This is a genomic window from Paenibacillus sp. EB106-05-06-XG162, from assembly GCF_058791655.1.
In genome coordinates, this window is sequence record NZ_JBYTDT010000022.1 from 26,591 (window position 1) to 49,783 (window position 23,193).

Genomic DNA, 23,193 nt, shown 5'->3' on the forward strand with positions numbered 1-23,193 from the left:
GAATGAATTATATTAAAGAAAGCTTTAGCATCGTCAAACATCATTTTTATATCGTCATTATTCTATTCTTGTACCAGCTGATCTGGGGCTTCTTCCTCTATCGATTTATCGACGCCATCGTGGTTCCTATTCTGGAACACTACCCGGATCCCCACCCCACCGAGACGAGTATGCAGATGTTCCTGATTGAGAGTCAGTTCCAACTTATGAAGACGGACATCCTCGATTATTACCTCTGGATGCTCGCAGGGCTGTTCTTGATTCGCATGTTAATTACCCCATTCATCAACGCAGGACTCTACTATTCTATTCATCACCAAGACGATAAAGGACTCCTGTTCTTCAAAGGCATTAAATACGCTTGGAAGCCGGTCTGCTTATTCTATTGGCTGGAGAACCTGCTGATCCTTGCTCCTGCATACTGGGTAGTTCCATACTTCTATCAGGAATGGAAGCTCTACGATCTAGAGCACCTGGGGATATCCTTCCTCCCGATCATCTTCGGATGGATTGTATTCGCTTGGATCATTCACCAGTTGTTCTTATTTATGCAATTTGGACAGGTGAGCAAGGCCGGGGTATTCCAAGGGCTGCTCCTCTCCCTCAAAAATCTGCCGATGATCCTGGGGATCACCCTTCTATTACTTGCACTGCTGTTATTGATAAGCGGAATTTTCACAGCGGCCGCATGGATCTGGACAGGACTCCTTGCCATTATTCTTCATCAGACCTATCATCTCGTCCGCTCCATCGTCAAGGTATGGGGTATTGCAGCACAATATAAATTGTGGCAGAGCAAATGCTAATTCAACCCGACAAAGTGATGCTATTGCTTCGAAGCTGGTTCAGGTACTTTGCAGGGGCCCCGAAAAAGAAATAAAATAAATCTAAGCGAGCGCCCGCCCTGGAAGCTCTCAGAATGCCGATACTCGTCCAAATATCATAGGGAAGTAACGAATAAACCCGAATTTCGCCTAGCGAAGCTCGGGTTATTCGCTGTTTTTCGCAAAAAAATGGGATAAAAACGTAAAAAGGGTTTGTCAAAGCGCAGACCGTCTGGTAGAATAACAATTAGTTAAGATTTTGTAATAAGTTTGTAATCAATTTTGTCATTATTGTTATTTGTATCCGGTGCACCAAATCATTGAAGCCGAGTTCCTGCGCACCAGGAAACGGGGGAACCATCTTTGGGTGAATTGATCTTGCAAGTAAGGGATCATAGGGAGCCTTCAACCGAACCCTTAGCTAACCTCGTAGGCGTTGGAAGGAGTTTTACCCTTTTGAAAAAGTTATTCAGCTCTATGATCGTCACACTTGCATTAACGATGGCAGTCTCAGTTGGTAGCGCTTTCGCTGCTGATTCCAAACTTGACAAAGAAGTTAAGGATGTTCTTGGTACTCGCTATCAGAGCGGTGGCACATCGACAAGTGGATTTGATTGCTCTGGATTTACGATGTATATCTTCAAGCAATTCGACGTCAAACTTCCACACCAATCAGGATCCCAGTACAAGATGGGGACGAAAGTTGCAAAATCTGATCTTCAAACCGGAGATCTCGTATTCTTCAATACAAACGGTAAAGGCATCTCGCATGTCGGCATCTACGTAGGCGAGAACAAATTTGCACATGCATCCAGCAAAAAAGGGATTACAATTTCTAGCTTAAGCGATTCGTATTATGTGAAACGTTATGTTGGTGCAACAAGAGTGACGAATTCGGACATTTTTGATGACACCAATGACAATGACGGAAATCAAGATCACGATGATGTAGAATAATAAGAAGTAGCCCGCGAAGTCCATCCATTGGACAACATTCGTGGGTTTCTTTTTTAGATTTATAGTTTACATTTAATGTAATATATCTATATACTTTAAAGGGTGGACAAGCAGATTATTGGAATACCCTAGAGGAGGACTTTATCAATGCAAAAGATTAAAGTAGGTATTGTTGGTTACGGTAACTTGGGGAAAGGCGTGGAGAAAGCCATTCGTCAGAACCAAGACTTGGAGCTCGTAGCGGTATTCACTCGCAGACAGCCAGATCAAATCGCAACAGAAGGTATCAAATTCGAGCACATTTCCGCTACAGAGCAATATAAAGGCATCATTGACGTGATGATTCTGTGCGGAGGTTCGGCGACGGATCTTCCAGAACAGACACCTGTCATCGCCAGAATGTTCAACACAATCGACAGCTTCGACACGCATGCGAAAATTCCCGAATTTTTCAACACGGTGGATGCAGCTGCGAAAGAAGGCGGCAACCTCAGCGTTATTTCGACAGGCTGGGATCCGGGATTATTCTCCCTTAATCGACTTCTTGCTGAGTCTATCCTTCCAGAAGGCAAAGATTACACGTTCTGGGGCAAAGGCGTTAGCCAAGGCCACTCGGATGCGATTCGTCGCGTACCAGGCGTAAAAGCTGGCGTACAATACACCGTACCTGTTCAAGAAGTGATCGACCGCATTCGTTCAGGTGAAACGCCTGAGCTTGCTACACGTGAGAAGCATTTGCGTGAGTGCTATGTTGTCGCTGAAGAAGGCGCGAACCAAGATCAAATTCGCGAGACGATCGTGAATATGCCGAACTATTTCTCTGATTATGACACAACGGTAACATTCATCTCCGAGGAGCAGCTTCAGGCTGAGCACCAGGGCATGCCGCATGGCGGATTCGTTATTCGCAGTGGTGTAACTGGTGAGAATACGAAGCAAATTATTGAGTTTGGACTCAAGCTTGAGAGCAACCCTGAGTTCACGGCAAGCGTACTTGTAGCTTACGCTAGAGCGGCTCATCGCCTTAGCCAAGAGGGTGCAACTGGCGCGAAAACAGTATTCGATATTCCACTTGGATATTTGTCTCCGAAATCGGCTGAAGAGCTTCGCCGCGAATTGCTATAGTAGATATATTTGCGCAAACCTGGTCATCTTAACGATGATCAGGTTTTTTGTTTTTTGCGGAAGCGATTACATGGTTTATGTAATAGCAATGTAAACGTTTTTACCGTTTATCGCTTTAGTGCGATAGCGCTATTTAATCGCTTTGTAAAATAATTTCTATTGGAGAAATGACGTCATTTTGTATAGTATAAAATGCAAATCATCGTACACAAAGTGTAAAGCAAAATTTTAATAAAGGAGTGTTTGAACAGTGATCACGGCCATCCCAGAACAAAATCAAACGGCAGCAAAAGAATATGTACAATCGGTTTATGAATTGGTAATCAAACGCAACCCATACGAGAGCGAGTTCCACCAAGCGGTAAAAGAAATCCTCGATTCCCTCGTGCCTGTATTCGCGAAGCATCCTAAATACAAGGAGCATGGCATTCTTGAGCGCATCGTTGAGCCTGAGCGGATGGTATCGTTCCGTGTGCCTTGGGTCGACGACAACGGCAAAGTTCAAGTCAACCGTGGATTCCGCGTGCAATTCAACAGCGCGATCGGACCTTACAAAGGGGGACTTCGCTTCCACCCTTCCGTTAACGCCAGCATCATCAAGTTCCTCGGATTCGAGCAAATCTTGAAGAACTCCCTGACCGGACAACCTATTGGCGGCGGTAAAGGCGGATCCGACTTCGATCCGAAGGGCAAATCCGACAACGAAATTATGCGCTTCACGCAAAGCTTCATGACCGAATTATCGAAATATATCGGACCGGACGTTGACGTTCCTGCGGGAGACATCGGCGTCGGCGGAAGAGAAATCGGCTATATGTTCGGGCAATACAAGCGCTTGCGCGGCGGTTACGAAGCTGGCGTATTGACAGGCAAAGGCATTATCTACGGCGGAAGCTTGGCGAGAACAGAAGCAACAGGTTACGGCTGCGTATACTTCGCGAACGAAATGTTGACAGCGAAAGGCCTAGGCTTCGAAGGCAGCACCGTTGTTGTCTCTGGTTCAGGTAATGTGTCGATTTATGCGATTGAGAAAGCTCACCAGCTTGGTGCGAAAGTTGTCGCATGCAGCGATTCGAACGGCTATGTGTACGATCCGAACGGGATCAACCTTGAAACAGTTAAGCGTCTCAAAGAAGTAGAACGCAAACGGATTAAAGAATATGTAGCAGAGCATCCAGGCGCTGTGTACACCGAAGGATGCGACGGCATCTGGTCCATCCCTTGTGATATCGCACTTCCTTGTGCAACGCAAAACGAAATCAACGAAGAATCAGCGAAATTGCTGGTTGCGAACGGCGTGAAAGCAATCAGTGAAGGCGCGAATATGCCTTCGACGCTTGAAGCGATCGACGTATTCTTGAACAATCAAGTATTGTTCGGACCTGCGAAAGCTGCCAATGCAGGCGGCGTTGCAGTATCCGCCCTCGAAATGGCACAGAACGGCATGCGCTTGCAGTGGACATTCGAAGAAGTCGATGAGAAGCTTCACAGCATCATGAAGAACATCTATGCGAACAGCGTTCGTGCAGCTGATGAGTACGGTTATTCCGGTAACTTGGTTGTCGGCGCGAACATCGCCGGATTCCTTCGTGTAGCTGATGCGATGATCGCACAAGGCGTCGTATAGTATCCAAGATCATTGAACGAATAAACATAGAACAAGAGCCGGGTGTATCGCAAAAGCGAGGGCCCGGCTCCTTCTTTATGCTTTATTCAATAACCTGAAGATCTTGAGCGCCAATTGGATCTGCAGCAGCTCCTCTGAATTTTTCAAATCCGTACCGAGCATTTCCTTGATCTTATCGATACGATAGATGAAGGTGTTGCGGTGAATGAACATCGCTTTGGCTGCTTCACTGACATTGTGATTGTGAATGAAGTAGTTCTCCAGCGTAATCATAAAGCTTGTCCCGTACGTATTATCATGTTCGTAAAGCTTGCCGAGCCGTTTCAGGAAGAAGTCTTCGAGCTCCATCTCTTTGATATTGGAGTCTAAGAAATGATAGACCGAGTAGTCCTCGAAATGCGACACTTCGCCATGACTGCCGAATTTCTGCATCAGCCGAATCGCTTCATGGGCCTCTGAGAAGCTTTTGTGCAGCGAACTGATCGACTTATACTGTCTACCAATGCCAATCGTAAATGTCGTCTTCTTAATCTGCTTCTGCAGCTTCTCATGCAGCTCAATGGCATAATTCTTCGTCTCCGAGACCGTCACGTTCGGCCGGAATTCATTCTGACCGACCATAATAATAATCCGTTGATTTCGGTAGAAACAGGTTATTTCCCCATTCGCTCCACTTGAATCCTCATAGACCAATTCCACGCATTTTTTCGCCAGATTATCCATTTCATATTTACGGACGACCATATCTTCGAACCGTTCCGGATCCATGGGTTCCATGTTGATCACAATGCAGTAATACATATAATTCGAATTCAAGCCATGCAAATCACACAACGTCTGGATGGTATCCGTCGAGGTCAGCTTCCCGGTCAATAAGTCGTCGAAGAAGTCTTGGCGAATTTGCAGCTTCACTTCTTCAATTTCCTTCGCCTTGATGCGTTCGAGCGCCATAATGGTCGAGGATTGCTCCAGGACGATATAGTCGAATTCCGTCAGCTCGCGGACCGTCTGCCAGACGACAATATAGCCATAGATGTAATGATCAACAGCAACCGGCAGAATACGACATTTGATCTCCTGCCCCTTCGTATGGTAGATCCGCTTGACCGACTTCTTCATTTCACTCATATTACTCGGAATGGAATCACGGAAATCCCGGGTGAAGACAGGCCGGTTCGGTATCAGATGCAGGCTTCCCTCGAGCGGAATTGGGTTCTCCTCCAGCTCCGTATAGTGCAGCAAATTCCAATCCCGATCGAGGAAAATAATCGGATTATGAATCGTTTCTGACAGCTCCATTGAAATCCGCTCAATTCCCCCGCCTTCAAGCGCAATTCGGAACAAAATATTATGCATATCCAGCGTTCTTCGATTCAATAAATCGTATCTTCCCGATGCCTTCTCATTAATGATCGCAATCACCTTGGACAACGGATAAGTGAATGGGAGCTCTAGTAAGGGCAAGCCGTATTTGTTCGCATGATCAATCATATTCTGCGGAAGCTTATCGAAATAACGCTTCATTTTGACACACAACCCCGCGCAATTGATTTCCGCAAGCTCACGAATAATCCGATTCTGAAGCTCTTCATTTCCTTTGAAAATATAACCCGTAGATAAAAGTAATTCGTTCGAGGACAACCAGTCAAATGCATCTGGATTCTCCATAATATTGACAATCGATATCACATTATTGATTCCCTGCTCTCCAGCAACGACCTTAATGCCTTCGATTGATTTGATATGGAGTAAATCTTTTACTGTAAGCATTTTCCTCACCCCTTTATTTTTACCAGTTCGATTGTATTATTGTGCACCCTGCACAATGGACTTCGACTTTTTTTAGTGTTGTTAACCAATGCCCAATTCATGTAACCGCACTACAATAATTCTGCAACACCAATTCACGATGTGGAGGTTCTCGGATGTCAGACAACAACTTGGTACAACAGTTTCTTGAAGCAGCAAGTCAGGGCGATGTCGCAACTTTGAAGAAATGCTTAGAGCAAGGTATCGACATCAACGTAAGAAACAAGCAAAAAAGAACGGCAATTCTGATCGCTGCAATAAATGATCATTTGGATGCCGTATCCTTCCTCGTCGAAGCTGGAGCGAATGTGGATTTGCAAGATGAAACTTGCTTCAACCCATTCTTATTCGGCTGCATTAACGGGAAGCTCGAGCTCGTCAAGTTGATGATCAAAGCGAATACGAACATCGAATTATTGACTCGCTTCGGCGGCGTCGGCATTACCCCTGCAAGTGAGAAAGGCCATGTTGAAGTTGTTCGTGAGCTCCTAAAGACAACAGACATCAATGTGAATCATACGAACATTTGCGGTTGGACGCCTCTCATCGAAGCAATCATCTTGAATGATGGCGGAGAGAAGCAACAAACCATCATTAAGCTATTGATCGAACATGGCGCAAATGTGCACATGGTGGATAAGTACGGTGTAACACCACTTGAGCTTGCAAGAAAGAAAGGTTTCGGCGAAATCGAGCAAATCTTGTTAGCAGCAGGAGCAAAGTAAACCATTGCCGTGCGATGAACCATCCAGCCTGCGCATTGACCGCGGTCCATCTTAGAAATACAAGAAGGGAAGTGCTAGCAAATGCGCATTCATCATGCACGCTCTGGTGATCTGGTTTGGATCAATCAACTACAGCACACGTCATTTCATGGTTATGTGCATAGTGTATTCGACAAAACGATAAATGTCGAATGCAGCGAAAATGGCGAATTATATACCTTGGCATGCCAGCACTTGGATAATGCACCGAATACAATGCTAATCGACATGGATCGATTCAGCGAACTTGCGATAAAAGTCAACGACATGGTATATGCTGACCAGCGAATTGTACACATTGGAGATCAATTGTCGATCGTGATGGATCAAGTTACGACGTGGGAATGTCAGCTTCCTTTTTTCCCGAATGACATCGAATCTGTTATCAATCATCTAGCATTTACGAAAGAAATCATCGAACAACGCGGGAAATGCGGTGGCATGAAGCCCGATTTAACGACGAGCAGCATATTTGAACAAGAAACATCCAGGTTGCTATGCGAACGTTCCCTGATGCTTCAGGAAGCACTACTTCAACATCGCGTCTCGGATGCACTTCGCCATGCGGCTGGGCTCATCGGCCTTGGGCCTGGGCTAACCCCTTCGGGAGATGACTTTCTCGTCGGCCTGCTCTCTACCTTCAACATGGAGAACAGCCCTGGCCGCATCTATCAAGGATTCGGCGAGAAAATCGTCGACGTCGCAAGAACATTGACCAATGAGATTAGTTATACAGCACTCAAGCAAGCATCCAAGGGTCGAGTGAGGGAATCTATCACCCGTTTGCTTCATTCCATTACATGCGGTAAACAAGAAGAGTTGATTCTCTCTTTAGATAAGGTATTAAATATCGGATCTTCATCAGGCACGGACATTGTCTACGGGATTGTCTGTGGATTGGAGATCAACATAAAAGCAGGAGGTATAGTATGTCCACAAAAGTTGTCATTAAACAAAGCACGTATTTCGATTCTGTGTCCTTGATGTCTCTATCCACCAAAGCGAACCAAATTGAAGGTGTGGAGCAAGCGGTTATCGCGATGGGAACGGAAATGAATAAAGAAGTTCTTCGCAATGTTGGACTCTTAACACCTGAACTGGAAGAGACCAAAACAAGCGACCTGATGATTGTCGTGAAAGCGGCAACTGATGAGCTTTGTGAAAGCGCATTCCTGCAAATCGAAGAGCTATTCAAGAACAAAGGCGCAGCAAAAGGAACAAGCGACATCAAATATCCAACAATCGATTCAGCAGCGAAAAGCATACCAGACGCAAACCTAGCTGTGATCTCCGTGAACGGTGCATATGCAGCGAGAGAAGCTAGGAAAGCGTTAGATAACGACCTACACGTTATGCTCTTCAGCGACAACGTAAGTATCGAAGATGAGATCGCATTGAAACAATATGCACATGAAAAAGGCTTGCTCGTCATGGGGCCAGACTGCGGAACGGCCATCATCGGTAATGTCGCGCTCTGCTTTGGCAACTCCGTTCGACACGGCAACATCGGGATCGTCGGCGCATCCGGTACAGGCAGCCAAGAAGTTAGCGTTCGTATCCATGACTTCGGCGGCGGCATTACACAGTTGATCGGTACAGGCGGTCGTGACCTGAGCGAGCAAGTTGGCGGCATTATGATGCTTGATGGCATGAAAGCGCTTGATGAAGATGAGGCAACCAAAGTGATCGTCTTGATCTCCAAACCACCAGCACCAAGTGTTGAGAAAAAAGTGCTCGACCAAATCAAGCTGTGCAAGAAGCCCGTCGTGGTCTACTTCATCGGCGGAACGGAAGAATCGGTTGTTGCTGCAGGCGGACATTTCGCGAAGACCTCTAAGGAAGCAGCTCTTAAAGCCGTCGTACTCGCTGGCGCAGACGAGAGCACCATCAACAAGCGCGCGCTTAACATTCCGCTCGTGGAAGAAGTTCGTGCGAAATTAACGCCAGAGCAAAAATATATTCGCGGATTGTTCTGCGGCGGTACATTATGTGATGAAGCGATGTACATCGCTATGGAAAAATTCGATAACGTATACAGCAACATTCAGAAGAACCCTGACTACAAGCTGAAGGATCTGCATATGAGCAAAGAGCATACGTTCCTGGATCTTGGTGACGATGACTTCACGAACGGCAAACCGCACCCGATGATCGACCCTTCGACACGGATCGCGCGTTTCTTGCAAGAAGCGAAGGATCCAGAGGTTGGCGTGATCGTGATGGACTTCATTCTCGGCTTCGGCTCTCATGAAGATCCAGTTGGCGTCATGCTTCCTGCGATTATCGAAGCGAAGGAACTGGCTGCGAGGGAAGGCAGACATCTTGAAATCCTCGGCTACGTTCTCGGTACAGATCTCGACAGTCCGAAAATTGAAGACCAAGTGAACAAGTTGATGGAAGCAGGCGTTACGATCGCAAGCAGCAGCACGAATGCAGGTCTGCTATCCAGAGAATTTGTCGTGAAAGGGGCTTAATGAATCATGAGTAAAATAAATGAACTTTTTAATAGCAAATTGAATGTCATCAACGTGGGTATCGAATTTTTCAAAGATGATATCTTGAAGCAAAATGCGACAGCGACACACCTTGAGTGGAAACCACCGGGTGGCGGCAAGCCAGAATTGATCACAGCACTCGATAAACTCGAAGATCCAGCATTGCTCGAGAAAATCGAAGCAGCGAACAAATTGGCAGTTGAGCGTATCGTGAACTCCCAGCCGATCTTGATCTGCTTCGACCAAGCGATCAACTGCGTGCCTGGTATGACAAAAACAACGATTCTTCACTCGGGACCTCCGATTACGTGGGATCGCATGAACGGTGCCATGAGAGGCGCGGTAACGGGCGCGATCGTATTCGAAGGCCTAGCGAAGGATCTGGAAGAAGCCGCAAAAGTCGCTGCATCCGGCAAAATTACATTTGCACCTTGTCACGAACACAACTGTGTAGGCTCCATGGCCGGCGTAACGTCCGCATCCATGTTCATGCACATCGTTGAGAATAAAACGTACGGCAACATCGCTTACACGAACCTCAGTGAGCAAATGTCCAAAATCCTGCGTATGGGTGCGAACGATGAGTCGGTTATCGCTCGCCTGAACTGGATGCGCGATGTACTTGGGCCGATGCTTCGCGATGCAATGAAATTGTCGAATGGTATCGATCTTCGTCTCATGCTGGCACAAGCGCTTCACATGGGCGACGAGTGTCATAACCGGAATAATGCTGGTACAAGCTTGCTCATTCAAGCGCTGACACCATTCATTCTAGAGACGAATTTCACAACAGAACAGAAACGTGAAGTCTTCGATTTCGTTGCGAGCAGCGATTACTTCTCCGGACCAACGTGGATGGCCCTCTGCAAATGCGCACTGGATGCAGCTCATGGTATTGAGAACAGTACAATTGTTACGACTATGGCGCGTAACGGGGTTGAGTTCGGTATCCGTGTCAGCGGTATGCCAGGCAACACGTGGTTCACGGGCCCTGCACAGAAGGTTATTGGACCGATGTTCGCGGGCTACAAGCCAGAAGATTCGGGCCTAGATATCGGCGATAGCGCGATTACAGAGACGTACGGAATCGGTGGATTCGCGATGGCAGCTGCGCCAGCGATTGTCGCTCTTGTCGGCGGTACGGTAGAAGAAGCGCTTGGCTTCTCGACGAAAATGAAGGAAATTACGACAACAGAGAACCCGAACGTGACGATTCCTCTGCTTAACTTCAGCGGGATTGCAACAGGTATCGATGTACGAAATGTCATTCAGACGGGTATTCTTCCAGTCATCAACACAGCGATTGCACATAAGGAGCCAGGTATTGGCATGATTGGTGCGGGAATTACGTACCCACCAACGGAAGCGTTCGAGAAAGCATTGCTCGCTTTAAGTGACAAAATCAGCTAAACCCTTATCTTGTAACAAGCTGCAGTAGATCTTTGTCAACTTAATAAGAGATAGGAGAATTTCGATGGAACAGGTCAACAATCGTAGTATCGAAGAGTTCAAATCTTACGGATATGCAGAGGATATTCTTCCGAAATCCCCTGAGAAGCGTGATTGGAGCACTTTCAACTACATTACAGTTTGGATGGGCGCTGTGCATAACTTGATGTCGTATATGACCGTTGCGGGATTTTTCGTACTCGGTTTGTCTGTACCGCAAGTGCTATGGGCGGTCATGACAGCGGCAATTATCGTATCGATCGGTTATGTGTTGAATGGCTACGCAGGATCGAAATACGGCATTGGATATTCGATGTTACTACGAAGCTCCTTTGGCGTGAAAGGTTCGATTATTCCTGCATTATGCCGCGGGCTAATAGCGGGGGTCGTATTCTTCGGAACAAAGACGATTATTGGGGCTCAATCCTTTAACGTTATTTTCACGAAAATCTTCCCAGGCTATATGGACATGGTTCCCGGTTTTAACTTCCTAGGACTCGATTTCCCGACGATGGTATCCTACATCGTGCTGTGGGTCATCACCGTTGGATTATTCCTAGGCGGCATGAAAATTCTTAGTATGTTCAGTAAATGGTCTTCACCCATCATTTATATCTTCATCGTAGGCGCTGCAATCTGGGCCATCAGCGTGGCTGGCGGATTCGGACCGATCTTTGATTACACACCAGCGAATCCGACTTCAAGCCCGCTTGTCTTTATCGCTTGTGTCAGTGCACTCGTATCGAACTGGGGCGGTCCAATCGTGAACATCTCGGATCTTACGCAGCGTGCGAAGACAGACAAAGCACCAATGATCGGCTTACCGCTCGGTATGATCGCTTCGTATATCCTATTCGGTATCACTTGCGTAGCTCTACTCGTAGGTACACAAATCGCATTTGGCATCGAAGGATTCAATATCGTTGCAGCCATCGACCAAATCGGTAATCCGTTTATCGTCATTGTGCTGTTGCTTACCTTAAATATTGCATCGACAAGCTATGTTGTATTCGGTAACTTGCTTCCTTCCGGCTTGCAAATGACAGCGCTTCTACCAAAGGTGTTCAATGTGAAGACGGCGGCGATTCTGACTGCCATTATCGGAACAGCGATCTTGCCTTGGAAGCTCGTAAATGGCACACAAGCGTTGTATCTATTCTATAGCTTCATCGGTTCCATGTATGGTCCTATTACGGGCATCATGCTCACGAGCTTCTTCCTAGAACGGAAGAGAACGCTGAACCTATCCGCGATCTATTTGAAGCAAGGCGATAACGGCGAGCATAAGAGCGGCTATAATGTCATAGCTTGTACTGTATTCATCATCAGCTTCCTGATCGTATTGTCCGGCGCATTCTTCAAAGACGTCGCTGTCCTTGCGGCCATCAGCAAATCCGCATTCCTGAGCGGACTGATTATCTCAGGTGTGCTCTATGCTATATTCTATCGATTCAACAACCACACGACTGTCCAAGAACGTGAGACAGGAGTGAAAGCATCTTAATTTCTTAGGAGGAATCCCCATGAGTAAACTCGTCATTGTAGCCATCGGTGGCAATTCATTAGTACGTGATAACGGCCGCGATTCGATTCAAGATCAATATGAAGCCGTTCGTGAGACCGTCGTCAATATCGCAGATATGGTTCAGGAAGGTTATAAGGTTGTCGTTACCCACGGTAACGGCCCCCAAGTTGGATTTGCCATGCAACGTGTCGAGATTGCCAGCGAAGTGAGCGGCATGCCGACGATTCCACTGGTGAACTGTGTCGCAGATACTCAAGGGGGAATCGGCTACCAAATTCAACAAGCACTAACGAACGAATTCGCGAGACGCGGTATTAACAAAAAAGTGGCGAGCGTCATTACCCAAGTGGAAGTCAGCAAGGATGATCCGAACTTCCAGAACCCGACGAAGCCTGTCGGCTCCTTCTTCACACTAGAGCAAGCTGAGGCGATGAAGAAAGATCACTCGGACTGGGTGATGATCGAAGATTCGGGACGCGGCTATCGTCGTGTCGTCCCTTCACCGAAGCCCATCGATATCGTTGAGAAGGATGCGATCAAATCTCTGATCGATGCAGATTACGTGGTTATCGCTGTAGGCGGTGGCGGTATTCCCGTCATTCGGACAGGCGACAACACGTATGACGGGGTTGATGCGGTGATCGACAAGGACTTCGCGACAAGTCTACTCGCAGAGCAAGTGAATGCGGAGACCTTAATTATTACAACAGGTGTATCCCGCGTATGCATCAACTTCGGCAAACCGAATCAGAAGGCGCTGGAGAAGATTACGGTCGAAGAGACGAAGCAATATGTCGCTGAGAACCACTTCGCTCCAGGCAGTATGCTGCCGAAGATCGAAGCAAGCCTTAGCTTCTTAGAGAAGAATGGGTCTCGTGTTATTATTACGAATCCAGAGAGCCTAAAAGACGCTATTCATGAACATGCAGGAACGCATATTGTAAAATAATTGAAACGAATAATAGGCCGGAAGTTCACGCTCGTGAACTTCCGGCCTTATTCATAGATCTACGCAATGGTCTACACTACACTCTGGGTTACATATCCGTCCTCGCGGATTAGTGCGAGTGCAGTCTCCATTTTATCCAAATAGACAGGGTCATTGCCCGAACACATAAACCGTACGCTGCCACTTCCACTGCCTGCAGGAATACCATATCGGTTCAATAGGGCAGACAGCCGCTTAATTGTGCCCGCATTGCCGTCGATCATCTCGATATGCGATGGCAGGATGTCGTGGAGAATTCCTTTGTAATACGGATAATGGGTACAGCCAAGGACAATCATTCCATAATCATCTAAGTTATAAGCCGCAAGCTGCGACCGGAAATAATCACGCATCGTCTCACGATCGAACTGCATGGCCTCACAATATTCGACAAGTTCTGGCAGCGGAAGAGAATCGACAATTCCCCCTTCGTCCACACGATGTACAAGCGCATAATATTTAGGCTGCTGCAAGGTTAATGGTGTTGCGAAGACGAGCACCCGCTTCCCTGTCGCACGATTCATCTCTACTGCAGGCTTTACCGCAGGCTCCATACCAATGATCGGGAATGAATACCGCTCACGAAGCTCGTTAATCGCAATACTGGTCGCAGTATTACAAGCGATGACCAGCGCATCGATGCCCACATGCACCATCTGTTCTACGCCCTCTAGAATGAATGATCTTACATCATCCTTCGATTTCGTTCCGTAAGGGACATGCAGGGTATCTGCCATGAAGAGATAATTCTCTGTCGGCAGCCGGCGCAGCGATTCAGCTAATACTGTAAGGCCGCCGATCCCCGAATCGAAAAACCCGATTGTCATGTGTCATCAATTCCTATCGTAAAGATTTATAGTTATGTGGTAGAAATCATAGCTAATTCTAGAATATCGCGGGTTGCCGATGATCGCAAGTTGATTCTTCGAACGGAAGTCCCTTCTATGGTACACTAGAGAAAATAAACTACCGTCAATAAGCAAGGAGATTTGTCATGATCAAGTTCGTATCCTGGAATGTAAACGGCCTCCGTGCCTGCGTGAACAAAGGGTTCTATGATTACTTCAAAGACATGGATGCAGATATATTCTGTGTGCAAGAAACGAAGCTGCAGGAAGGGCAGATTGAATTAGAACTGGGCGAAGAATATATGCAGTTCTGGAATTACGCGGAGAAGAAAGGCTATTCGGGGACAGCGGTATTCACTCGGCTGAAGCCGTTGTCTGTCCGGTATGGAATCGAGGAAGACTACGAACCCGAAGGTCGCGTAATTACGCTCGAATTCGATACCTTCTACCTCGTAACAGTCTATACCCCCAATGCGAAACGTGATTTATCACGTCTGGATTACCGAATGGAATGGGAAGATCGATTCAGAGGTTATCTGCAAGAATTGGACAACCATAAGCCCGTCATTGTATGCGGAGATTTGAACGTCGCCCATCAGGAAATTGACCTGAAGCATCCGAAGCCTAACTTAGGCAACGCTGGCTTCACACTCGAAGAACGGGGCAAAATGACGACGTTGCTCGGCTCTGGATTCACGGATACGTTCCGCCACCTCTTCCCGGATCAGACAGACATCTATTCCTGGTGGTCTTACATGCCGAAGGTACGGGAGCGGAACGTGGGCTGGCGGATAGACTATTTCCTCGTCTCTTCACAGTTGAATGACTCCATTAAAGACGCTAAGATCGATTGTCACATCATGGGCAGTGATCATTGTCCGGTCATCTTGGAGCTGGATCTAGACCAATCATGAAGGTTCCGCACTTATGAATACGTTACGAAATAGACGGTTATATATAGGGATGATCGGTATTGCTGTCGTGTACATCCTCTATGTCACCTTCATGAACTTCATTCATGATCCGCAGGCTACTGCGTTTCTCGGTCATAAAGCGGGCCTTAAACGCTCGGTGAACACCGACATTTGGCTGCCTGTCATGATGGTTCATATTATTTTTGCCTGTGTGGCCATGCTTGCTGGGGCTGTGAACTTCTCGAGCCTGGTTCTGACGCGGTATCGTTCTTTCCACCGGGTAAACGGTTATCTCTATGTCATAGCCGTCTGTATCGTGGATATCACTTCAGGCTACATGGCTCCATTCGCCACAGGCGGGAAAATCAATAGCATGGCTTTTAACTTCATCAATCTCATCTGGCTACTCATGACGATTGCAGCAGTTGTGTTCATTAAGCGTAAGCAAGTGATGAAGCACCGGAAGTGGATGATTCGAAGCTATGTCTTCTGTTATACGAATCTATTCATTCATCTGCTCACCTATCTTGCGAGCAAAGGCGCTGGACTGCCATACGTGACGAGTTATACGATCGGTGTCTACGGCGCGATCGTGGTCAATTTTCTGCTCGCTGAATGGATCATTCGCCGCGTCTTGCCAAGAATCGAGTAAAAGGGGACGGCTAACCTCCGTCCTCTCACACCCCCGCACAACCTATTTCCATGACATGACCCTAGGCAAAAATCCACAGACTTGTGAAATAAATCACAATATTTGATCTGATTATATATTAGAATTGAAGCGGACTAACAGAGGATACAATCAGATCAAGGAAGTATCGGATTGATGTGACTCTTTATGTTTATCGAAATCTATAAAAGATAGAAAAAGAAAAGTGGAGGGTACATCATGAAAAAGAAAGTATCAGCAATGCTTGTTCTCATTCTCTCCTTCATGCTCATCATCACAGGATGCGGTAAAGGAAGCCAGAATCAGAGTCAGGACAGTGTGAAAAAAGAAGAGGCAAAAGAAACAGAAGCCGTGTCAGGAGCTACTCAGGGTGGTTATACACCAATCGATCAGCTTAAAGATAAATATGACATCATCATTGTCGGTGCAGGTGGTGCGGGGATGTCTGCTGCACTTGAGGCAAAAGAAAAGGGCTTGAACCCGGTTATTTTCGAAAAAATGCCAATTGCCGGGGGAAATACAATGAAATCATCTTCGGGCATGAATGCTTCCGAGACCAAGTTCCAAAAAGAACAAGGCATTCAAGACAGCAATGATTTATTTTATGAAGAGACTCTAAAAGGCGGTCATAACACCAACGACAAAGACATGCTTCGTTTTTTCGTTGACAATTCCGCAAGTGCGATCGATTGGCTCGACTCCATCGGCATTCGTCTGAACAATATTACGATTACAGGCGGTATGAACGAGAAACGCACTCACCGTCCGGAAGACGGCTCAGCTGTAGGGCAATATCTTGTCAGTGGCTTGATGAAGAATATCCAAGAGAAAGAAATCCCACTGTTCGTCAAAGCGGATGTGAAGGAAATTACGGAAAAGGAAGGCAAAGTGAACGGCGTCAAAGTCGTGATCGATGGAAATGAAGAGAAGGCCATTGCAGCAGATGCTGTTGTTGTGACAACCGGCGGTTTTGGCGCTAATATGGATATGATTTCCGAAGTTCGATCTGACTTAAAAGGTCTCGTGACTACCAACCAAATAGGTAGTACCGGTGACGGCATTAAGATGATTGAAAAACTCGGCGGTACAACAGTGGATATGGATCAAATCCAAGTTCACCCTACGGTACAGCAAGAGAAATCCTATCTCATCGGTGAAGCTGTCCGCGGTGAAGGTGCTATCCTCGTATCCAGTGAGGGCAAACGCTTCACAAATGAACTGGACACTCGTGACAATGTCACCGCTGCAATCAATAAGCTTCCTGAAAAGTCAGCTTATCTCGTATTTGATTCCGGTGTAAAATCCCGTGCAAAAGCAATCCAGCAGTATGAGAAAATGGGATTTGTCCTTCAAGGCGAATCGATCGAAGCTTTAGCCAAAGCATTGAACGTTCCTGCTGATCAGCTGAAAGCCACGGTGGATACATGGAACAGCGCAGTTAAAAATAAAAAGGATGCCGAATTCGGTAGAACGACAGGAATGGATAACGACTTGTCCGGCGCACCATACTACGCGATTAAAATCGCTCCTGGGATTCACTACACCATGGGCGGCGTGAAAATCAACACAAATACGGAAGTGCTGAATAAAGACAGCAAGCCTATTCCAGGTCTGTATGCAGCAGGCGAGCTAACAGGCGGCTTGCACGGTCAGAACCGGATCGGCGGTAACTCCGTAGCGGAGATCATTATTTTCGGCCGCCAAGCGGGTATCAAGTCGGCTGAATTCGTACAAGCACAATAAAGCTGAACGTATAGCAAAAGAAGACCCTCTGAAATGAGGGTCTTCTTTTGCTATATTAGTCCCGGTAGTGAGGATACTTATTCTTGTCCTCTTCCGTAATTGGCCGAATCACTCGACATGGATTGCCCGCAGCAATCACACCCGGTGGGATATCCTTCGTCACGACGCTCCCCGCACCAATCACGCTATTGTCTCCAATGGTTACACCCGGCAGGACACTTACCCCGCCGCCAAACCATACATTGTTGCCAACCGTAATCGGAAACGCAATCTCTAACCCTTCGTTCCGCTGCTCGACATCGAGCGGATGCCCTGCCGTATAGAAGCCGCAATTGGGCGCGATGAACACATTGTCACCAAAAGTGATTGTGGCACAGTCCAGCATGATGCAATTGTGATTCGCATAGAAATTGTTGCCGATCTCGATATTATAGCCATAATCACAATAAAAAGGCTGTTCGATGTGGAACGTCTCTGCCGTCTTGCCGAACAGCTTCCTAAGGACGGCCACCCGCTCCTCTATCTTCTGAGGATGCAGTAAATTATGTTCGTAACATAGCCCCTTCGCATACGTACGCTCATCGATGAGCTCCTGATCGTAGTTCGCATTATAGAGGTAGCCTTGGGCTGCTTTTTCTTTCTCTGTCATGGGGTCCACTCCTTCTCTCCTATTCGTACTACACTCTATTATTTCTTCAGCATAGACACATATCCTCGTGACTCAAGGAAATAAATATAATTGCACGTCATAAATGATATTGCCAAAATTGGTTGGTTTACCCATAATGGAGTGGGGCATCTCATATTGTGCAGCTTAGAACAACGCCCACGATGAATGTTAAAGGAGTGATGGTGTTTTGAAAACGATCCAACAAATCAACAAGCCAATGAGAGGTTTCGGCATATAACGAATAAACCCTCTCATCGACTTATGGGAGGCAACCAGCAATATGTATTCAGAACAAATGAACCATGGAAAAGAATGTACTCGTGAAGGATTCACGAAGGTCGCAGCGCTATTCGAAGATTTACGGCATCATATATCGATCTATGGCGTTATTCAAGGAACGCTATCCGGTCGGGTATTTATGTCCCATGATGGCGCATCCGCGTTATTAACGAGCCCTCAAGGCATATTCCTTGGAGGGAGCCCTGACAATCACCTATTCTTCGAAGAGGTGAATCTTCTTCTTCGGGAAGAACTGCTGCCAAATCGGGCAGCCAAAGGCAAGCTGGACTACGTTCTGTTCTATCCATCAGATGCACTATGGGCAGAGACCCTCCGTGTCGTAACGAAAGACTTGCTCCCCTTGCGCAGTGGACGGATGACGCTCTCACATGATTTACAAGGGTTAGCCGATACGCTAGCGGATCAAATCTACGTTGTCGATCGTGACTTACTCGAGCAGCAAGGGTTAATGGGGTTAGACGGTGTTATTGATGAAATACAAGGAGGCTGGCCTTCCATTGAAGCCTTCCTCGCGTCAGGCTTCGGATGTGTAGCCATTCATGATACAGAGCAAGGACCCGCTATTATCAGCTGGTGTCTAACTGATTGGGTCATTGGCGATATGTGCGAATTCGGTATTGAGACCGACGGGAATTATCGAGGACTTGGATGGGCGCACAAGACCGCAGCGGGTGCATTACTGCTTGCGAAACAACATGGACTCACAAGAGTCGGATGGCAGTGTTGGTCGAACAACATCGGATCACAACGAACAGCCCAGTCTGTCGGGTTCAAGCTGTTAGCGGATTTCCCCGTTCTCTTCGGGTGGAATAAGCCGCTGAATAACCTTCTCGTGAACGGCAACCATTATATGCGTGGCGATATGAAGTATGGCGTTGCCCAAGACTATGCCCGCGCAGCCTGGAGCTACGCTGAGGCGCTGGATCAAGGCTGGGACTGGGGCGGAGATACCGCTCTATATTGGAATGCAGCATGCATGTTCTATCGAACCGGTAATCAAGAACGTGCCAAGCAGTACTACAAGCAGGCCATCGATTTAGGGTGGCAAGGCATCCACCAACCTCATTATCACGATCATATCTATCGTGAAGCAGATAGCGAGGAAATCGCTCAGTCGCTTACGGAAGCCTGCAAGATGACAACCACATAACATTGATTATCGGATATCACTGACCGGACAGATAATCGATGCGAGTGGGGGTTCCCGGTTATAATGCCCTCCTAGGAAAAAAGCCACCGGAATCTAAATCCGGTGGCTTTGATGTGTATATATCACTACTCTGCTTCCAATGCAGCAAGATATTCTAGCTTCTCCACGATCTTGTCTTCCACATCGTCTCCCAAGGCGATAGATTCGGATGCATGATTTTCAAGTTCATCATGATGGCCGATCATAACCGAATGCGACGCATGCATGAACATCGAAATATCATTCGCATCATTTCCGAACGCAATATATTGGCCCTGCTCAATACCAATTTTGCTAAGTGCCCCCCATTTATGGATGTTATTCGGGCTCATATCCAGCACATTCTCACTCTTATGACGATGGACGACGACATCAAGGTCTGACAAACGCTCCGCTAATTCTTCCATCCGATTGGCTGTCAATATTAATACTTTGACGATCGATGGATGCTGATCGATGTCGACCATCTTCGCTAGCTTGGCTGGATCCACGTTGTTCAGAATCGGGTGGTCGTACGGGCCTGTATAGGAATAATTCCATTCCCCATCAATCAAATAGGTGGCTTCGAACTCTTGGATCAATGAAGTGATCGTGTTGATCTGATCCTCCGAAAACGCATGGGCATGCGTTAATTGACCCTGCTGAGAGACGAGCGATCCGTTGCCTCCAATCATGGTATGCGTATGGAACCGATCATGTAAAACCGGTAGCATATCGCGAATGGGCCTTGCGGAGGCAAATATCACCTGGTGGCCCTTCGATTGCAGCGCTTCTAGCGCGCTTAGTATTTTTTCAGTTACCGGCTTCCCTTTGAAACAAATTGTACCGTCTAAGTCAAAGACAAACTTCATTTGACCTCACTCCTATGAATCTATTTCTATCTTTCCATCCTACCATAAATTTCTTAAAGCGAAAGACCGCCCATCATGTCACTGATGGACGGCCTTGACTAACTTATATCGGCTATGATGACACGCCCGCTTCAACTGCAACCGGCTGCTGCCACGCCTGAAATTTATTCCCATCCGGATCTTTAAAGTTCAACTGCAGCCCGCATCCGCCTTCATCACGCATCTCTGGCTCTATCCACACACCCGATTCACGCAGGGATGACTCTAATGCATGAATATCATCCGTCTCGAAACAGATCGGAAACATCTCGAACGGGGAACCCCCTTCTGCCCAGCCTGTTGTCATGAAGTGCAGCGGATGTCCTCCCGGGCTTGGCAGCAGGAACAACCATTGCCCGCTACCCATAATCATAATAGCTCCTTTTCCTGGCTCTACCGGTGCCCGTAACGTCAACCCTAAGACTTGCTCATACCATGCAGCGGATGCAGTAACGTCTGTCACCGGCAGATAAGCGCATTCTATACGTTTTAACAATGCCTTCTTTTCCATAACCAATCTTCCTCCTTCATGATCATTACCAGGGGCATATCCATGTTGAAGTTCGCTTGTTGCATCATCTCTATCTATTTTAATAGTATTAAATGGAAAAATATACCACAAAAAAACAACCCCCTTATATTCAAATAGAAAAAGAACACCTGAGAGTTAGTTCTCAGATGCTCTTCATAGCTAATTCAATACTTATTCACCAAGGAAGCTCTTAATGAAGAATTCCAACTGATATTCCATGCTCAGTGGATCGTTAAAGTAGAATGCCTTTGCATTCGCCTCATAGACACGATTGTTCTTCACCGCAGGAATGTTCTTGTACGTCTCCGTATTCTGGAACGAGTTGTCTTCCTCCACATTCTTACTGAAAATGACGTAATCGCCAAAGTAATCCTTCAACACTTCTTGCGACACAGCAAAGTAGCCGTCTTTCTTCGTCGCTTCGCTGACTTTCTCAGGCTTCTTGAGCCCAAATCCTCCTTGATACAGGATTTCTGTACCACGGCCAAAGTTGTCACCATAGACGTAGAGCTGCTTATTGAAGGTCTCAATGACAGAAACGGTCGCATTCTCACCGATCTTCGCTTTGATCTTTTCCCCAGCTTCTTGTACCTTCACTTTGAAGCTATCTACCCACGCTTGCGCTTCTTTTTCTTTATTCAACAATTTCCCGATTTCGAGCTGCTGCGTCAAATAATCGACTTTACCGTATGTATAAGTAACCGTTGGAGCGATTTGCTTAAATTTATCGACGTTCTTAATATCTGACAGCCCAATAATAAGATCTGGATTCAACTCGATGATCTTCTCTACGCTCTCGTCTGACACCGCCTCAACATTCTTTAACTGTTCTTCGAATCTTGGGTTTTCCTTGGACATTTCATCCACGCCGACCACAGGCACCCCAAGCGCCATGACGTTGCCCGTTAAGAATCGCGTAATAACAACGACGCGTTGCGGATTCTTCGGAACCTCAACAGGACCATTTTCGGATTGGTAAGTAAATGTACCTGATTCTTCGGAAGCCGTCGATGTCGACGAATCTGTCTTCGTATCCGAAGACGTACTGCTTGCATTGTTCGCAGTGTCTGCTGTCTTGCTGCCGCAAGCGCTAAGTAGAAGGACCAAAACCAAAGTTAACGAAATGAACAACTTTTTCATAGAATGACTCCCCTTTTGTCTATCATGCTTATTCCATTGATTTATTAATGAGAATGATTATCATCATCATTTAACCATTCTAAAGGGTGGCGGTGTAGCTGTCAATACATATTATAGAAATTGTTCGTGCACAAAAAACCGTGTCCACCCGGGGGAAGGAGAACACGGCTTATTTCATCGCTCTTCACTAAATATTCGTTGAAATATCCACCTCACTCAAGTCGAATGAGGATCCTTATATAAAGTCGGCAATATACGATGAGCCATCCGAAGAGGTCAATTTTGTCTTCCGAACGCACGATTACGCCAATAGTAAACCGCCTCGAAAATCGCAAACACGCCGACGACTGCGGTGACCAAAATAACTGCCCAGACGCCAAACACGGTCATCATCATCGTAATGCCCTGATCCTCCAGCAGTAACACAGCGCCTACGACCCAAAGGAGGTCGAGCACGGTAACAACAAGTACAGCCCCAGGTGAGACAATCCTTCTGGAGACGACCCACACGAGAAATGCAACGAACACGAGCAGGAAAATCCCGGTTTCGGTTAGTGCGATTCTATTGTCTAATCCTGTCCAGTCACCGACATACCCGGGAAATAAAAGCAGCAGCAGACCACATACTCCGGACGAAACAGCATTCGTCAGCAGTACCTTGCGAATCAAAGCTTCACCCGCTGGGATTAAGGATTCATTGAATTTCATAGTTAACACCTCTTTCGTTCGTGAAT

21 protein-coding genes and 1 riboswitch are annotated in these 23,193 nt (G+C 46.7%); of the genes, 14 read left to right on the forward strand and 7 right to left on the reverse strand.

Annotation, left to right across the window (positions count from 1 at the left end):
• Positions 1–2 precede the first annotated feature (2 nt).
• The 4 genes from AC3WU2_RS27850 (at position 3) to gdhA (ending at position 4,533) form a co-directional block, all read left to right on the forward strand.
• Complete coding sequence (locus AC3WU2_RS27850; RefSeq protein ID WP_379351532.1) at positions 3–806, forward strand: carbamoyl transferase; 804 nt, start codon at positions 3–5, stop codon at positions 804–806.
• A 332-nt stretch (positions 807–1,138) separates the two neighbouring features.
• Positions 1,139–1,275: riboswitch (cyclic di-AMP (ydaO/yuaA leader) on the forward strand.
• Between the two features lie 5 nt (positions 1,276–1,280).
• Entirely contained in the window at positions 1,281–1,781 is a 501-nt protein-coding gene (locus tag AC3WU2_RS27855; RefSeq protein WP_018759351.1) for a C40 family peptidase, read from the forward strand.
• A gap of 147 nt (positions 1,782–1,928) precedes the next feature.
• Positions 1,929–2,906: a diaminopimelate dehydrogenase gene (locus AC3WU2_RS27860; protein ID WP_018759350.1), complete on the forward strand. Its 978-nt coding sequence runs from the start codon at positions 1,929–1,931 to the stop codon at positions 2,904–2,906.
• Positions 2,907–3,159: 253 nt separating this feature from the next.
• Positions 3,160–4,533: an NADP-specific glutamate dehydrogenase gene (gene gdhA, locus AC3WU2_RS27865; RefSeq protein ID WP_492458209.1), complete on the forward strand. Its 1,374-nt coding sequence runs from the start codon at positions 3,160–3,162 to the stop codon at positions 4,531–4,533.
• A gap of 75 nt (positions 4,534–4,608) precedes the next feature.
• On the opposite strand, the gene AC3WU2_RS27870 is transcribed toward gdhA, so the two are convergent.
• Positions 4,609–6,303 (reverse strand): PucR family transcriptional regulator, encoded by a 1,695-nt coding sequence (locus AC3WU2_RS27870; protein WP_492458172.1) that lies wholly within the window; start codon positions 6,301–6,303, stop codon positions 4,609–4,611.
• A gap of 155 nt (positions 6,304–6,458) precedes the next feature.
• Between AC3WU2_RS27870 and AC3WU2_RS27875 the strand changes: the two genes are divergently transcribed.
• From AC3WU2_RS27875 to arcC, 6 genes are all read left to right on the forward strand, one after another.
• A complete protein-coding gene (locus AC3WU2_RS27875) occupies positions 6,459–7,067 on the forward strand; it encodes an ankyrin repeat domain-containing protein (protein WP_492458173.1) in 609 nt (202 codons plus the stop codon).
• 81 nt (positions 7,068–7,148) lie between these two features.
• Positions 7,149–8,090, forward strand: coding sequence for an oxamate carbamoyltransferase subunit AllH family protein (locus tag AC3WU2_RS27880; RefSeq protein WP_492458174.1), 942 nt, complete (start codon positions 7,149–7,151; stop codon positions 8,088–8,090).
• Positions 8,036–9,580: an acyl-CoA synthetase FdrA gene (gene fdrA, locus AC3WU2_RS27885; protein WP_492458175.1), complete on the forward strand. Its 1,545-nt coding sequence runs from the start codon at positions 8,036–8,038 to the stop codon at positions 9,578–9,580. The genes AC3WU2_RS27880 and fdrA overlap by 55 nt, the downstream gene beginning before the upstream one ends.
• 6 nt (positions 9,581–9,586) lie before the next feature.
• Positions 9,587–11,011 (forward strand): YlbE family protein, encoded by a 1,425-nt coding sequence (locus AC3WU2_RS27890; RefSeq protein WP_492458176.1) that lies wholly within the window; start codon positions 9,587–9,589, stop codon positions 11,009–11,011.
• Positions 11,012–11,075: 64 nt separating this feature from the next.
• A complete protein-coding gene (locus AC3WU2_RS27895; protein WP_492458177.1) occupies positions 11,076–12,554 on the forward strand; it encodes a cytosine permease in 1,479 nt (492 codons plus the stop codon).
• 19 nt (positions 12,555–12,573) lie between these two features.
• On the forward strand, positions 12,574–13,524 hold the full coding sequence (gene arcC / locus AC3WU2_RS27900) for a carbamate kinase (protein WP_492458178.1): 951 nt from the start codon (positions 12,574–12,576) through the stop codon (positions 13,522–13,524).
• Between the two features lie 71 nt (positions 13,525–13,595).
• Here arcC and murI read toward each other — a convergent pair whose 3' ends face one another.
• Positions 13,596–14,390 (reverse strand): glutamate racemase, encoded by a 795-nt coding sequence (gene murI / locus AC3WU2_RS27905; protein WP_492458179.1) that lies wholly within the window; start codon positions 14,388–14,390, stop codon positions 13,596–13,598.
• 170 nt (positions 14,391–14,560) lie between these two features.
• Between murI and AC3WU2_RS27910 the strand changes: the two genes are divergently transcribed.
• The 3 genes from AC3WU2_RS27910 (at position 14,561) to AC3WU2_RS27920 (ending at position 17,738) form a co-directional block, all read left to right on the forward strand.
• Positions 14,561–15,325, forward strand: a complete 765-nt coding sequence (locus AC3WU2_RS27910) for an exodeoxyribonuclease III (RefSeq protein WP_492458210.1) — start codon at positions 14,561–14,563, stop codon at positions 15,323–15,325.
• 13 nt (positions 15,326–15,338) lie between these two features.
• Positions 15,339–15,977 (forward strand): DUF2306 domain-containing protein, encoded by a 639-nt coding sequence (locus tag AC3WU2_RS27915; protein ID WP_492458180.1) that lies wholly within the window; start codon positions 15,339–15,341, stop codon positions 15,975–15,977.
• A gap of 237 nt (positions 15,978–16,214) precedes the next feature.
• Complete coding sequence (locus tag AC3WU2_RS27920; protein ID WP_492458181.1) at positions 16,215–17,738, forward strand: flavocytochrome c; 1,524 nt, start codon at positions 16,215–16,217, stop codon at positions 17,736–17,738.
• 55 nt (positions 17,739–17,793) lie between these two features.
• On the opposite strand, the gene AC3WU2_RS27925 is transcribed toward AC3WU2_RS27920, so the two are convergent.
• Positions 17,794–18,387: a sugar O-acetyltransferase gene (locus AC3WU2_RS27925; protein WP_492458182.1), complete on the reverse strand. Its 594-nt coding sequence runs from the start codon at positions 18,385–18,387 to the stop codon at positions 17,794–17,796.
• Positions 18,388–18,688: 301 nt separating this feature from the next.
• Here AC3WU2_RS27925 and AC3WU2_RS27930 point away from each other — a divergent pair, with 301 nt between their 5' ends.
• Entirely contained in the window at positions 18,689–19,858 is a 1,170-nt protein-coding gene (locus AC3WU2_RS27930; protein ID WP_492458183.1) for a GNAT family N-acetyltransferase, read from the forward strand.
• A gap of 125 nt (positions 19,859–19,983) precedes the next feature.
• On the opposite strand, the gene AC3WU2_RS27935 is transcribed toward AC3WU2_RS27930, so the two are convergent.
• The 4 genes from AC3WU2_RS27935 to AC3WU2_RS27950 form a co-directional block, all read right to left on the reverse strand.
• A complete protein-coding gene (locus tag AC3WU2_RS27935; protein WP_492458184.1) occupies positions 19,984–20,748 on the reverse strand; it encodes an HAD-IIB family hydrolase in 765 nt (254 codons plus the stop codon).
• A gap of 112 nt (positions 20,749–20,860) precedes the next feature.
• Positions 20,861–21,298 (reverse strand): VOC family protein, encoded by a 438-nt coding sequence (locus AC3WU2_RS27940; RefSeq protein WP_492458185.1) that lies wholly within the window; start codon positions 21,296–21,298, stop codon positions 20,861–20,863.
• A gap of 192 nt (positions 21,299–21,490) precedes the next feature.
• Positions 21,491–22,459 carry an iron-hydroxamate ABC transporter substrate-binding protein gene (locus AC3WU2_RS27945; protein WP_492458186.1) on the reverse strand — a complete coding sequence of 323 codons (969 nt, stop codon included), beginning with the start codon at positions 22,457–22,459 and terminating at the stop codon, positions 21,491–21,493.
• A gap of 276 nt (positions 22,460–22,735) precedes the next feature.
• Positions 22,736–23,167: a hypothetical protein gene (locus tag AC3WU2_RS27950; RefSeq protein ID WP_492458187.1), complete on the reverse strand. Its 432-nt coding sequence runs from the start codon at positions 23,165–23,167 to the stop codon at positions 22,736–22,738.
• Between the last annotated feature and the right edge of the window lie 26 nt (positions 23,168–23,193).

What these genes read in the sequence shown, in the direction of transcription:
- AC3WU2_RS27850 (WP_379351532.1), top strand. Translation starts at nt 3, where the DNA reads ATGAATTATATTAAAGAAAGCTTTAGCATCGTCAAACATCATTTTTAT.
- AC3WU2_RS27860 (WP_018759350.1), top strand. Translation starts at nt 1,929, where the DNA reads ATGCAAAAGATTAAAGTAGGTATTGTTGGTTACGGTAACTTGGGGAAA.
- AC3WU2_RS27870 (WP_492458172.1), bottom strand. Translation starts at nt 6,303, where the DNA reads ATGCTTACAGTAAAAGATTTACTCCATATCAAATCAATCGAAGGCATT.
- AC3WU2_RS27875 (WP_492458173.1), top strand. Translation starts at nt 6,459, where the DNA reads ATGTCAGACAACAACTTGGTACAACAGTTTCTTGAAGCAGCAAGTCAG.
- AC3WU2_RS27880 (WP_492458174.1), top strand. Translation starts at nt 7,149, where the DNA reads ATGCGCATTCATCATGCACGCTCTGGTGATCTGGTTTGGATCAATCAA.
- fdrA (WP_492458175.1), top strand. Translation starts at nt 8,036, where the DNA reads ATGTCCACAAAAGTTGTCATTAAACAAAGCACGTATTTCGATTCTGTG.
- AC3WU2_RS27890 (WP_492458176.1), top strand. Translation starts at nt 9,587, where the DNA reads ATGAGTAAAATAAATGAACTTTTTAATAGCAAATTGAATGTCATCAAC.
- AC3WU2_RS27895 (WP_492458177.1), top strand. Translation starts at nt 11,076, where the DNA reads ATGGAACAGGTCAACAATCGTAGTATCGAAGAGTTCAAATCTTACGGA.
- arcC (WP_492458178.1), top strand. Translation starts at nt 12,574, where the DNA reads ATGAGTAAACTCGTCATTGTAGCCATCGGTGGCAATTCATTAGTACGT.
- murI (WP_492458179.1), bottom strand. Translation starts at nt 14,390, where the DNA reads ATGACAATCGGGTTTTTCGATTCGGGGATCGGCGGCCTTACAGTATTA.
- AC3WU2_RS27915 (WP_492458180.1), top strand. Translation starts at nt 15,339, where the DNA reads ATGAATACGTTACGAAATAGACGGTTATATATAGGGATGATCGGTATT.
- AC3WU2_RS27920 (WP_492458181.1), top strand. Translation starts at nt 16,215, where the DNA reads ATGAAAAAGAAAGTATCAGCAATGCTTGTTCTCATTCTCTCCTTCATG.
- AC3WU2_RS27925 (WP_492458182.1), bottom strand. Translation starts at nt 18,387, where the DNA reads ATGACAGAGAAAGAAAAAGCAGCCCAAGGCTACCTCTATAATGCGAAC.
- AC3WU2_RS27930 (WP_492458183.1), top strand. Translation starts at nt 18,689, where the DNA reads ATGTATTCAGAACAAATGAACCATGGAAAAGAATGTACTCGTGAAGGA.
- AC3WU2_RS27935 (WP_492458184.1), bottom strand. Translation starts at nt 20,748, where the DNA reads ATGAAGTTTGTCTTTGACTTAGACGGTACAATTTGTTTCAAAGGGAAG.
- AC3WU2_RS27940 (WP_492458185.1), bottom strand. Translation starts at nt 21,298, where the DNA reads ATGGAAAAGAAGGCATTGTTAAAACGTATAGAATGCGCTTATCTGCCG.
- AC3WU2_RS27945 (WP_492458186.1), bottom strand. Translation starts at nt 22,459, where the DNA reads ATGAAAAAGTTGTTCATTTCGTTAACTTTGGTTTTGGTCCTTCTACTT.
- AC3WU2_RS27950 (WP_492458187.1), bottom strand. Translation starts at nt 23,167, where the DNA reads ATGAAATTCAATGAATCCTTAATCCCAGCGGGTGAAGCTTTGATTCGC.